Below are 12,742 nucleotides of genomic sequence, written 5' to 3'. Positions count from 1 at the left end.
AATCCGCTGGTGTCCCAATCGAACACGTGTCGTAACCATCCGAATAATAACGACTAAAATTCGAAGTTTGCGTGCGCCCAACAGGTTCCGCGACTTAAGATCAACCTCGTTGAAATGCACTGTCATATACCAACATTCACTCCAGCGTTCTGTTCTCGCGGGCAACTCGGCGCCTGTCGATCTGCTGTGCACAACCATCGAATCTGAACGATCACCTATTCGGACATTCCGTGACACGTAGTCCGAGGTGACCATTTCGAGGTGAGGATCAAATATGACAATCGAAATGCCAGTTTCTACCGAGACCAATGGCAACGGCAATGGCAACGGTAATGGCCGCAAGAGTCTCAGTACCGTAGCCGCTCACCAGTTGGCGACCACCACCAAATCCGAACCCCAGATGCAGGGCATCAGCTCACGCTGGCTGACCCGCATGCTGCCATGGACGCAGGTCAACGGCGGTGTCTACCGGGTGAACCGCCGCCTCACCCATACGCTGGGCAACGGCGAGATCGAGTTCGTCATCGACGGCTCGCACGCCCAGGTCATCCCCGAGGAGCTGCGCGAGCTGCGCGCGCTGCACGACGTCGACGACGAGGAAGTGCTGCAGGCACTCGCGCAACGATTCGAACAGCGCGACCTCGAGCCGGGCACCGTCGTCGCCGAATTCGGCAACCCGATGAACCAGATCATGCTCATCGTGCACGGAAAATTGGCCAAGATAGGTTCCGGTGAATACGGCGAGCAGACCAAGCTCGGCATGCTCGCCGGCGGCAACTTCTTCGGCGACGAATGCATCACCGACGACTCCGCCATTTGGCCGGTCACCGTCAAGGCGGTCACCAAGACCACCATGCTGGTGATGTCCCGGCAGGCGTTCGAGGAAGTGCTCGACAACGCTCCGGCGCTGCGGGAACAACTCTCCCAGGTGGCGGCCGCCGCCGCGCAACCACAGAACAAGCAGGGCGAGGCGGCGATCCAGATCCATTCCGGCCACGAGGGTGAACCCCTCTTGGACGGCACTTTCGTCGACTACGACGCCAGCCCACGCGAATACGAACTCAGCCTGGCGCAGAGCGTCCTTCGGGTGCACACCCGCGTCGCCGACCTGTTCAACGATCCGATGAACCAGACCCAGCAGCAGTTGCGGCTGACCATCGAGGCGCTCTACGAACGTCGCGAGTACGACCTGGTCAACAGCCCCGAGTTCGGACTGCTGAACAACTGTGATCTGAAGCAGCGCATCTACACCGAGTCCGGCCCGCCGACCCCGGACGACATGGACGAACTGCTCAGCATGCGGCGCAGCACCAATCTCTTTCTGGCACACCCGAAAGCGATCGCCGCGTTCGGTCGCGAGTGCAGCAGGCGCGGCCTGTATCCGGATCCCGTCGACGTCGACGGCCACCGGGTGCCCGCGTGGCGCGGGGTACCGATCTTCCCCTGCGCCAAGATCGCGGTCAGCGGCACCCAGACCACGTCCATTCTCGCCATGCGCCTCGGCGAGAAGGATCAGGGCGTCATCGGCCTGCACACGGTCGGGCTCCCCGACGAATACGAGCCGAGTCTCAACGTCCGCTTCAAGGGCATCGATGACCAGTCGATCATCTCCTACCTGGTGAGCTGTTATTACTCGGCGGCGATCCTCGTCCCCGACGCGCTCGGCATCCTCGACAACGTCCTCGTCGCACGCCAGACCGACTGACGAGACGATCAGCGACCTCGATGTCTTCGACGCCGCGGCGGCCCCGAAACACCAAGCAGCCGCGGCGTTCCCAGGTCGTCGGCGGCCGGATTCCGGCGCAGGCGACACCGCGAGGGAAGGTGTACGTGCTGATGGTCGAGAGCACCTCGGCGGCGACGAGCCACCGAGCCAGCGAGATCCTGTCCAGCGCCCGCACGATGTGCGATCCACTGCTGCGCGAGGCGGTTTCGTCATTACCCGAACCGCTGTGCCGGATGGGCGGCTACCACTTCGGCTGGTGGGATGCCGAAGGCACCGCGACACTACAACCGGGCGGGAAGGCGCTGCGGCCCGCGCTGACCATCTGCGCGGCCGTCGCGTGCGGCGCCACCCCGCGGGTCGCGCTCGCCGCGGCGGCCGCGGTGGAGCTGATACACAATTTCACGCTCTTGCACGACGACATCATGGATGTCGATCAGATCAGGCGGGGCAGGCCCGCCGTCTGGACGATCTGGGGTGTGCCCGACGCGATGCTGCTCGGGGACGCGCTGCACAGCCTGGCGGCCCGAGTACTGGTGACCGGCCTACCCGGCCGGACCGCCACCGCGGCGATCGCCAAGCTCGAATCGGCGGTCATCGAGATGTGCCACGGTCAGCACAAGGACTGCCGATCCCGGTCGGCCGGCCCGATCGATGTCGAGGAATACGCGCGGATGGCCATGGGCAAGACCGGCGCGTTGATGGGCTGTGCCTGCGCGCTCGGGGCGGTGTGCGCGCAGGCGGAGCGGCCCACCGTGACGGCGATGGACACGTTCGGGCGTGAACTGGGCATGGCCTTTCAGTTCGTCGATGATCTGATCGGGATCTGGGGGGACCCGAAGGTCAGCGGCAAACCGGCGAGTGACCTTGCCCGCCACACGATGTCGCTGCCGGTGGTGTCGGCTCTCGGCTCCGGCACCGCGGCGGCCGCGGAGCTGGCGACGATGTACCGCCGCGATCCGGACTCGATGGATACCGCTCGGGCCACGGCCCTTGTCGAGTCGGCGGGCGGGCGCGAGAGCACCGAGCGGCTCGCCGACGGCCGGGTGCGCGCGGCCATCGCGGCACTGGCCGATCCCGTCGCAGCCGCGGATCTTGTGGTGCTGGCAGGCATGGTTTCGCGCCGGAATCACTGAGCCGCGAGTGTCGACCGTAAGGAGATGACATGCAGCCCTTCGAACTTCCCGATTTCTACATGCCTTACCCGGCCAGGCTCAATCCGCACGTGGACAGCGCACGGGCGCACACCAGGATCTGGGCCGACGAGATGGGTTTCTTCGAACCGGAACAGGGCCACCATATTTGGGACGAGGCCGATCTCGAAAAGCACGATTACGGCCTACTGTGCGCGTACACCCATCCCGAATGTGACAGCGCGGAACTGTCTCTCATTACCGACTGGTATGTGTGGGTGTTCTATTTCGACGATCACTTCCTCGAATTGTTCAAGCGCACCAGGGACACCGAGGGCGCGCGGATATATCTGGAGCGGCTGCGGGATTTCATGCCGCTGGCCGGCGGGCCGCTGCCGGAGCCGACGAATCCGGTCGAGCGCGGTCTCGCCGATCTGTGGGTCCGGACCGTGCCGTCGATGCCGATGGACTGGCGGCAGCGCTTTGTCGCGACAACCACTGCGCTGCTGGAGGAGTCGCGGTGGGAGCTGGCCAACATCACCGAGGGCCGGATCGCGAATCCGATCGAGTACATCGAGATGCGGCGCAAGGTCGGCGGCGCACCGTGGTCGGCCAACCTGGTCGAACACGCCGTCGGCGCCGCGATACCGGCCGGCCTCGCCGCGACCAGGCCGCTGGAGGTGCTGCGCGACACCTTCGCCGACGCGGTGCACCTGCGCAACGACATCTTCTCCTACGAGCGCGAGGTGCGTCAGGAGGGTGAGAACGCCAACGGAATCCTGGTGGTGGAACAGTTTTTCGGCTACGAGACCCAGCGTGCCGCCGACGTCGTCAACGACCTGCTCACCTCACGTCTGCAGCAGTTCGAGCACACCGCGCTCACCGAGCTGCCGATGTTGTTCGCCGAATACGCGGCAAGCCCGCAGGATCAGGCCGCCGTGGTCGCCTACGCAAAGGGATTGCAGGACTGGCAATCCGGCGGTCACGAATGGCACATGCGCTCCAGCAGATACATGAACAAGGGCGGCGCGACCGCGAGCGATCCGTTGCCACGATTGTTCAAACCCGTCGGCCTCGGCAGTTCCGCGGTGTATCTGTTCGCCCCCAACGCGGCGCTCGGAACGAGCAGGCTGAAGAGTTTCCTGCGGCCCCGCTTCGAGGAGGTCGGTCCGACGGCGTTGCCGGATCTCTATCTGCCCTACCAGCTTCAATTGAGTCCGTTCGTCGACGCCGCCCGGACGAATCTCCTCGCCTGGGGCAAGGAAATGGGCTTCCATGGCCCGGTACCGGAACTGGGCGGCCGCGCGCTGTGGCGGCCGGTCGATCTCGCCGAGTTCGACTTCGCGCTGTGCTCAGCGGGTTTGGATCCCGACGCCACCCTCACCGAATTGGATCTCTCGGCCAATTGGCTGGCCTGGGGCACCTACGTCGACGACTACTACCCCCAGGTATTCGGGCTGCACAAGGACATCGTCGCGGCCAAGCTGCAGGGCAAACGCCTCTCGGCGTTCATGCCGGTGGCGTCCGAGGTGGTTCCGCCCGCGACCAATGCGATGGAGCGTGGCCTCGCCGACCTCTGGCGTCGCACCACCGCCGTCCTCGACGACGAACAGAAGCGCGAATTCCGCCGCGCCGTCGTGGCTTTCCTGGACAGCTGCGAATGGGAGGTGGCCAACGACATCGCCAATCGCATTCCCGATCCGGTCGACTATGTCGAAATGCGCCGCCGCACTTTTGGTTCGGATCTCACCATGGCGTTGTCGCGTTTTTCGCACGGCCATCTGGTTCCGCCGGACGTCTATCGAACCCAGACGATCTTGGACCTGGAGCACACCGCGAGCGACTACGCCACGATGGTGAACGACCTGTTCTCGTATCAGAAAGAGACACAGTACGAAGGGGACTTCCACAACGCGGTCCGCGTCATGCAGAACTTCTTCGACTGCGGGCCCGAGGACGGCGTCGCCATTGTCAACGACCTGCTGACCGCCCGGATGCAACAGTTCGAACGCATCGTCGGCCACGAATTGCCCGCCCTCTACGAGGAATACGAGCTCGGTCAGGAGGTGCGTGATTCGCTGGACCGGCGCGCCGCCGAACTCCAGGACTGGATGGCCGGAATCGTCAACTGGCACATATCGTGTGGCCGCTACAAGGAGGCACAGCTCGAGGAACGCTATCGGAGCGTGCCCGAGGACCTGGTCACCGAGCCGCCGATCGAGGCAGGCCAGGTGCCGCCGTTCGCCCAACCGAGTGGCCTCGGCACCGGAGCGGTCCGCATCGACGGACTGTGCCGCTCGCTGAAGGCGAATATCGCTGCCCCGCAATCGGTGTCGCCATGACAACCGGCCCCGCGATAACGGTATTACTCGCCGCCCCTCGCTCGTTCTGCGCCGGCGTCGAGCGGGCGATCGACACCGTGGAACGATTACTGGCCGCGCCGGATCGTCGGGAGCCGGTCTACGTCCGCAAGCAGATCGTGCACAACACCCACGTGGTCGCCGGCCTGGCCGCACGCGGCGCGGTGTTCGTGGAGGAGCTCGACGAGGTTCCGGCGGGCGCGACGGTCGTCTTCTCCGCGCACGGCGTCTCCCCCGCCGTGCACGCACAGGCCAAAGCGCGCGGGCTGAGGGTGATCGACGCCACCTGCCCGCTGGTCACCAAAGTGCATGCCGAGGCACGGCGTTTCGCGGCACGCGGCGACACCATCGTGCTGGTCGGGCACGCCGGGCACGAGGAGGTCGAGGGCACCGCGGGCGAGGCACCCGAGGTGACCCTGGTGATCGACAGTCCGGCCGAGGCCGCCACGCTCCAGGTCCCCGACGAAAACCGGGTCGCCTATCTGACCCAGACCACCCTGTCGGTCGACGAGGCCGAGGAAACCATTCAGGCACTGCGCCAACGCTTTCCGCAGCTACACGGGCCGAGCAGCGCCGATATCTGCTATGCCAGCACCAACCGGCAGCAGGCCGTCGAGGCGGTGGCGCGGCAGAGCGACCTCATGCTCGTCATCGGCTCGCGGAATTCCTCCAACTCCCAGCGGCTGGTGGAAGTCGCTCAGCGCCAAGGCGTTCCGGCCTATCTCATCGACGACGCGTCGGCGATCTCGCCCGAGTGGCTGGCGTCCGCGACCACCATCGGCCTGTCCGCGGGCGCCTCCGCACCGGCGGCGCTGGTCGATGCGGTCATCGAGGCGCTGCTGGCCCGTGGTCCGGTCACGGTTCGCGAACACGTCACGACCGTCGAGGACATCGCGTTCGCCCTGCCGCCCGACGTGAGGCACCTCCATGACCAGCAGTGATCTCGGCCTGCCGACCGCACTCCCGCGCCACCGCACCCGCAGGCTGAACATCGGCGGGGTCCCGGTGGGCGGCGGCGCGCCGATCTCCGTACAGACCATGACGACTACCCGCACCGCCGATGTCGACGGCACGCTGCAGCAGATCGCCGCGGTGACCGCGGCGGGCTGCGACATCATCCGGGTCGCGGTGCCGACCACCGAAGACGCGGCCGCGTTGCCGACCATCGTGGCCCGATCCCCGCTTCCGGTGATCGCCGACATCCATTTCCAGCCACGTTACGTTTTCGCCGCGATCGACGCGGGCTGCGCGGCGGTGCGGGTAAACCCGGGCAACATCAAGCAGTTCGACGATCGCGTCGGCGACATCGCGAAAGCGGCGGCGGCAGCGGGCATTCCGATCCGGGTCGGCGTCAACGCGGGTTCGCTCGATCCACGCGTGCTCGCCAAGCACGGGTCGGCCACCGCCGCTGCCCTCGTCGAATCGGCGCTCTGGGAGGCCGCGCTGTTCGAAGAGCACGGCTTCACCGACCTCAAGATCGCGGTCAAGCATCACGACCCGCGCACCATGATCGCGGCCAATCGCCTACTCGCCCAACGCTGCGACTACCCGCTGCACCTCGGCGTCACCGAGGCGGGGCCGATGTTCCAGGGCACCGTCAAATCGGCGGTCGCCTTCGCCATCCTGCTCGGCGAGGGGATCGGCGACACCATTCGCGTCTCCATCTCGGCGCCGCCGGTCGACCAGGTCAAGGCGGGCTGTCACATTCTGCAGTCACTCGGCCTGCGCCCGCGCAAGCTCGAGATCGTCTCCTGCCCCGGCTGCGGCCGCCTGCAGGTCGATATCCATCGGCTGGCCGGTCAGGTGGAGGCGGCGTTCGAGGGGTTCCCGCATCCGCTGCGGGTCGCGGTGATGGGTTGTGTCGTCAACGGTCCCGGCGAGGCCCGCGAGGCCGACCTCGGGGTCTCCTCGGGCAACGGCAAGGGGCAGATCTTCGTCCGGGGCAAGGTGATTCGCACCGTGCCCGAACACCTCATCGTGGAAACGCTGGTGGCCGAGGCCATCGCCCTCACCAGCCACCCCGAAGACGCACCAGCAGAGGGGATCTCATGACGACCGCGCACGCCGAACCCGCGACGCCTGCGCCGGTGGATCTGGCCGCGATCCGGACCAGGGTGGACGGCGAACTCGACCAGTTCCTGCGCGACAAGGCCACCGCCACCGAACCGGCGCTGCCCGACGAGCTCACCGACATCGTGCGTGACTTTCTTTTCGCAGGCGGCAAGCGGATTCGCCCGCTGCTGTGCGTGCTCGGCTGGCACGCCGCGGGCGGGCGGATGCCCGTGCCGCAACCGATCGTGCGCGCCGCGGCCTCGGTCGAGCTGTTCCACGCGGCCGTGCTCATCCACGACGACATCATCGACAACAGCGACACCCGCCGCGACCACCCCACCGTGCACCGCGCGCTGGCGGCGCGGCATCGGGATCGCCGCGACCCCGACCGGTTCGGCGCACACGCCGCCATCGTCCTCGGCGACCTGGCGATGGTCTGGTCGGCCGAATTGCTGCACACCGCACAGCTGACCGCCACGCAGCTGACCGAGGCGCTCACGGTGCTCGACGGCATGCGTGCCGACGTCATGTACGGCCAGTACCTGGACCTGATCACCACCGCACGACCGTCGCGCGATCTCGGCCGTGCGATGCAGATCATCAGGTACAAGACGGTGGCCTACACCTGCGAGCGGCCGCTCCAACTCGGTGCCGCTTTGGCCGGTGCCCACCCCGCGGTCCGCGAGGCGCTCACCGCCTACGCCAGGCCGATCGGCGAGGCGTTCCAGTTGCAGGACGATCTGCTCGGCGTCTACGGCGATCCGGCGCGCACCGGCAAGTCCGACCTGGAGGATCTGCGCGACGGCAAGCACACCGTGCTGGTCGCGCTCGCCCTCGAACACGCGGACCCGGCGCAAGCCGCACAGCTGCGCACCCTGCTGGGCAATCCGGAATTGGACAGCGGACAGGCCGACACCTGTCGCGAAATCCTCACCGCCACCGCACGTTTCCGCGTCGAGGCGATGATCCGCACCCGCTGGGCGCAGGCGAACCGCGCCCTCGACGACGCGCCATTCCCAGCCGCGGTCGGCCAGGCACTGCGCCATGTCGCCGATGTAGTCGTCTCGAGGAACACCTAGGAAAGGCCGCGTCATGGATAGTGAGCTCGTTCAACAGTTGCTCGTGCCCGTCGCCGTCGCGATCGTGGCCGTCATCGTGTTCGTGGTCGGAGACCGGCTGCGGCCCGCCTCGTGGCGCGAGACCGACGCCGAGGCCTCGGGCACCCAGGTCATCGACTTGATCAACACGCTTTTCATGGCCGTGGCCGCCTTCGTGGTGGTGATCTGCTGGCAGCAGTACGACAACGCGCACAATCACACGATCGCCGAGTCCAAGGCGCTCATCGACGTCTACTGGGCCGCCCACTCGTTGCCCGATCCCGAACACCAGCAGGTGCAGAAGCTGGTGCACGACTACACCGCGCAGGTGGTGAACGTGGAGTGGCCGGAGATGGACAACGAAGGCCGGATGAGCCAGTCCACCCAGGACACCCTGGATACGTTGCGGGACACCGTGCTGGCGATCCAGTCGCCGGACTCCACCGTCACCGACGTTCGAGCCAGTGCCGTCGCCGCCCTCGAAGCGGTCGCGCAGGCGCGCCACGACCGCTCGATGGACGCGGACCTCGGCATGCCCGGATTCCTGTACACCGCTTTGTGGTTCACCACGATTTTGCTGTTGTGCACCGCCGTGTTCTCCGGTATCGAGGTCTCCAGGCGCAGCATTTTGATGACCGCGCTGCTCGGCATCGTGGTCGGCGCGGCGATCGTCGCGATCTACGGCCTCGATCGGCCGTTCTCCGGCGGGAACATCGTGCCGAAGGATGCCTTCACCTCGGCGCTGTCCCGGTTCCAGCACATCACCTAGCGGAATTCGTTGCCTGAACACCACTTACGGATAGGGATGTGCGCACATGGCACACACCAGAGGACTCGTCATCGCGTCGGCACTCCCGCTGGCCGCGGCATTGCTGGCCGTTCAGACTGCGGTCGCGGCCGCTGATCTGTTGCCGCCGGACTGGCCGCCGATCGGCGAAATCATCAGTGGCAGTGCGTCTCCGGGGACCGTCGATACCGGAAGCGCGTCCGTCGGGGCGGATCTCGGCCTCGGACCGAGCACACCTGCGGGGCACGGTCATCCCGGAACCGGCAGGGCGGGCACCGCCGCCGGGCCAGCCAGCGACCCCGCACCGCCCCCGGCCGACGAGCCCGTCGCCGCGCAGCCGCTGCCCGGTGGCTCTGCCGAAGTGCCCGATCTCGACTCCGACGACGTCCGAACCGCCTGTACCGGCAGCGTCGCCGTCGGCGGCGCGCTGATCCTGCTCGGCCTCGTCACCGGCAGCTCGCACGGCATCCTCGGCTCCAGCGGCTCCGCACTCGGCAGCGTCGTGGTCGGCAGCGCCGCCACCGGCAGCGGGCTGGCGTGCCTGCTGTGGCCGCGCGACTTGCCGCCCTTTCCCGGTGCGCCGCTCTTGCTCTTCCCACCGGCCCCTGCGTTGCCGGTCGTCGCGCCGCCCCCGGTCGAGGCACCACCACCGCCCGCACCCGAGCCGACAGCACCGGTACCGAACCTGCCGGTCGTCGAAAGCCGGCCGCAGCCAATGCATCTGGCGGAAGCCGAACCGACACCCGACCGCGTCGCCTGGAACATCATGCAGCTGCTGACGATCATGGTGGTCGCGGTCCTCACCACGGTCCGTGGCGTAACCGTCGTCAGACGCAGAAAGCACGCGGACTAACTACAGCGTCGCCACCATTCGAGGAAATGCGCGAGCGCGGGAGCTTCCGAGCCGCGCATCCAGGCGATCTGGATAGCGATTTGCGGTGCGTTGGTGCCGAACGGAATGACGACGATGTTCTCGTGCGCGATGCGGGTCGCGCGCTTTCGGTCGAGCACGCTGATTCCGGTACCGCTGGATACCAGGTCGAGTACTTGTTCGGCGTCGGATTCCTCGGCGACCAGGTTCGGTGCCCCGTCGCCCCAGATATGGCTGACCAGTTCGTCGTAAAAGTCCGGTCCGGTCTGGCGTGACCAGAGCACGATCGGCTCGTCGACAATGTCGCCGATTTCGACGCTGTCCTTTTCGGCAAGCGGATGCCCTTTGGAGACCACCACCGCGGCTTCCTGCAGCCCGATCAGGTGCGTTTGTACCCGCGGATGGGCGATATTTCCGCGCACGAAAGCGACGTCTACCTCACCCGATTCCAGCAGGTCCAGATTCCACGACGTCCAGCCCGTGATCGTCGACACATCGATGTCCGGAAATTCCTTACGGAAGGACCTGATGCGCTGCGAAATATCGCTGTCGGAGCCCGATCGAGTGAAGGCGACCTTCAACTCCCCGGCCGTGCCCGAAGCCCGAGCACGGACGGTGCGTTCCAGGTCGGCGGCGGCCGACAGCAGTTGCTGGGCACCCGCCTGCAACGCCAGACCCGCCGGTGTCATGACGAAGCCGCGGCCGGTGCGCGCGAGCAGCTCGACGCCCAGCTCCTTCTCCAGCGCTTTGACCTGCTGAGACAACGCGGGCTGGGTGATGTGCAGCGCTTCGGCCGCGCGACCGAAATGCCGATGCTCGGCTACCGCTAGGAAGTAACGAACGCGACGCAGGTCGTCCACGCGGTCAGCCTAGCCAGATAAGAGTTTCTTATCAACGGGAAGTAAATACGTATTGGACCTGGGGTTCTCCGCGGGCTGAGACTGTAGCTACCGATCCAGTCCACGTCCGCTACCGCGAGAAGGTGTTCCGATGCCGACAGTCGCCGCCGCCATAGCCGAGAATCTTCGAGCCAGGCAGATAACCGAATTCTTCGGCCAGAGCCTGCCGTCGCTGCTGGTATTGGCGGCCGAGGATCTCGGCATCCGCCAGATCGTTTACCGCACCGAAAACGCGGGCGGCACCATGGCCGACGGCTTTGCCAGGGTCTCCGGACGCTGTTCGGTGGTGGTGGCGCAAAACGGTCCAGCGGCGACGCTGCTCGTTCCGCCGCTCACCGAGGCGGCGAAGGTCTCGATTCCGGTGGTCGCCCTTATTCAGGACGTACCGAGCCCGATTCGCAACAAAAACGCGTTTCAGGAGATCGATCACCAGAGTCTGTTCTCCGGATGCACGAAATGGTTCGACCGCCTCGACGATCCGGACCGGGTGCACGACTATATCGACGCGGCATTCCGGGCGGCGACCAGCGGACGGCCGGGCCCCGCGGTCTTGATGCTGCCGAAGGATGTCCTCGAGCTCGCCGCACCGCTCCTGCCCAAGCACCTGGGTCCAACGATGTTTCCGCTCGATCGGATCCGGCCGCCCGAGGCCGCTGTCCGCACCGCGGCGAAACTGCTGGCCAACGCCAAGCGGCCGCTCGTCGTCGCCGGCGGCGGGGCGGTCTCCTCCGACGCGGGTGCCGCGCTGGCCCGGTTGAGCGACCTGGCGTCGCTGCCGGTCGCGACCACGCCCATGGGCAAGGGTGTGGTGCCCGACACCGCCGACCTGAGCGTCGGGGTCATCGGCAATTACATGGGCCCGCACGGGGTTTCGCACGGCATGCGGGAATGGATCGCCGGGGTGGACGCCGTCCTGCTCGCCGGTTCCCGTACCAACGAGAACGGCACCGACGGCTGGAGCCTGTTCCCCCGCGACGCCACCTTCATCCACCTCGACATCGATCCCACCGAGATCGGCCGCAACTATCCGGCGCTGCGACTGGTCGGCGACGTCCGGACCGGCATCGACGACCTCGCGGCCGCACTGCGCGAACTCGACCTGAGCGAGCGCGGCGCCGACCGGGCCGCGATCACCGCACAGATCGCCCGATCCCGCGCCGAATTCGAGACGACGACGGCCGCGGTGCGGACCTCCACGCGGCAGCCGCTGCGCCCCGAACGGGTCGCCGACGAGATCAGCACCCTGCTGCCCGATGACGCGATCGTCGTCGCGGACGCCAGCTATTCCTCGATCTGGGTGGCCAACTACATCCGCGCCACCACCAACCGCCAGCGCTTCCTGCTGCCGCGCGGCATGGCCGGGCTCGGCTGGGGGCTCCCGCTGGCGCTCGGGGCGAAGGCGGCGCGACCTAACGCGCCGGTCATCTGCCTCGTCGGTGACGGCGGCTTCGCGCACTGCTGGGCGGAGATCGAGACCGCCGTGCGGGAAAACCTGAATGTCGTGGTGATCGTGCTGAACAACGCCATCCTCGGCTACCAGAAGCACGCCGAAATCGTCCAGTTCGGCAGGCCGACCTCGGCCGTCGAACTCGGTCACGTCGATCACGCGCAGATCGCCACCGCCTGCGGCGCCCACGGGCACACCATCCACACCGATGTGGAACTGCGCGAAGCCCTTTCGAAGGCGATCGTCGATCCGGCCACCACCGTGCTCGACGTCGTCACCGACTCCGATGCCTACCCACCCATCACCGGTTGGGATACCAACCGCGCGCTCACCGATCATCTCGCCGACCAGAAGTTGAACTGACCGAACAGCT

At 66.7% G+C, this 12,742-nt stretch carries 10 protein-coding genes; 9 read left to right on the top strand and 1 reads right to left on the bottom strand.

Annotated features, from left to right (window positions below):
- The first annotated feature begins 286 nt into the window (after positions 1-286).
- The 8 genes from ACIBCN_RS35515 (at position 287) to ACIBCN_RS35480 (ending at position 10,005) form a co-directional block, all read left to right on the top strand.
- A complete protein-coding gene (locus ACIBCN_RS35515) occupies positions 287-1,705 on the top strand; it encodes a family 2B encapsulin nanocompartment shell protein (protein WP_396996167.1) in 1,419 nt (472 codons plus the stop codon).
- 131 nt (positions 1,706-1,836) lie between these two features.
- Positions 1,837-2,859 (top strand): polyprenyl synthetase family protein, encoded by a 1,023-nt coding sequence (locus ACIBCN_RS35510; RefSeq protein WP_396996357.1) that lies wholly within the window; start codon positions 1,837-1,839, stop codon positions 2,857-2,859.
- A 29-nt stretch (positions 2,860-2,888) separates the two neighbouring features.
- Entirely contained in the window at positions 2,889-5,198 is a 2,310-nt protein-coding gene (locus ACIBCN_RS35505) for a germacradienol/geosmin synthase (protein WP_396996165.1), read from the top strand.
- Positions 5,195-6,157 carry a 4-hydroxy-3-methylbut-2-enyl diphosphate reductase gene (gene ispH, locus ACIBCN_RS35500; protein WP_396996164.1) on the top strand — a complete coding sequence of 321 codons (963 nt, stop codon included), beginning with the start codon at positions 5,195-5,197 and terminating at the stop codon, positions 6,155-6,157. Before ACIBCN_RS35505 ends, ispH begins: the two co-directional genes overlap by 4 nt.
- Positions 6,144-7,268: a flavodoxin-dependent (E)-4-hydroxy-3-methylbut-2-enyl-diphosphate synthase gene (gene ispG / locus ACIBCN_RS35495; RefSeq protein ID WP_396996163.1), complete on the top strand. Its 1,125-nt coding sequence runs from the start codon at positions 6,144-6,146 to the stop codon at positions 7,266-7,268. Before ispH ends, ispG begins: the two co-directional genes overlap by 14 nt.
- Complete coding sequence (locus tag ACIBCN_RS35490) at positions 7,265-8,347, top strand: polyprenyl synthetase family protein (protein WP_396996161.1); 1,083 nt, start codon at positions 7,265-7,267, stop codon at positions 8,345-8,347. Before ispG ends, ACIBCN_RS35490 begins: the two co-directional genes overlap by 4 nt.
- Before the next feature lie 13 nt (positions 8,348-8,360).
- Positions 8,361-9,134, top strand: coding sequence for a DUF4239 domain-containing protein (locus ACIBCN_RS35485; protein ID WP_396996160.1), 774 nt, complete (start codon positions 8,361-8,363; stop codon positions 9,132-9,134).
- 46 nt (positions 9,135-9,180) lie between these two features.
- Entirely contained in the window at positions 9,181-10,005 is an 825-nt protein-coding gene (locus ACIBCN_RS35480; RefSeq protein ID WP_396996159.1) for a hypothetical protein, read from the top strand.
- Here the strand turns inward: ACIBCN_RS35480 and ACIBCN_RS35475 are convergent.
- Entirely contained in the window at positions 10,002-10,883 is an 882-nt protein-coding gene (locus ACIBCN_RS35475) for a LysR family transcriptional regulator (protein ID WP_396996158.1), read from the bottom strand. The two genes, ACIBCN_RS35480 and ACIBCN_RS35475, sit on opposite strands and share 4 nt — an antisense overlap.
- A gap of 130 nt (positions 10,884-11,013) precedes the next feature.
- Here ACIBCN_RS35475 and ACIBCN_RS35470 point away from each other — a divergent pair, with 130 nt between their 5' ends.
- Positions 11,014-12,732 (top strand): acetolactate synthase catalytic subunit, encoded by a 1,719-nt coding sequence (locus ACIBCN_RS35470; RefSeq protein WP_396996157.1) that lies wholly within the window; start codon positions 11,014-11,016, stop codon positions 12,730-12,732.
- Positions 12,733-12,742 lie beyond the last annotated feature (10 nt).

The organism is Nocardia sp. NPDC051052 (genome assembly GCF_044456045.1).
In the GTDB taxonomy this organism is placed as follows: domain Bacteria; phylum Actinomycetota; class Actinomycetes; order Mycobacteriales; family Mycobacteriaceae; genus Nocardia.
Note: the sequence above shows the minus strand (reverse complement) of the source record. Positions and strands in the feature narration are given on the sequence as shown.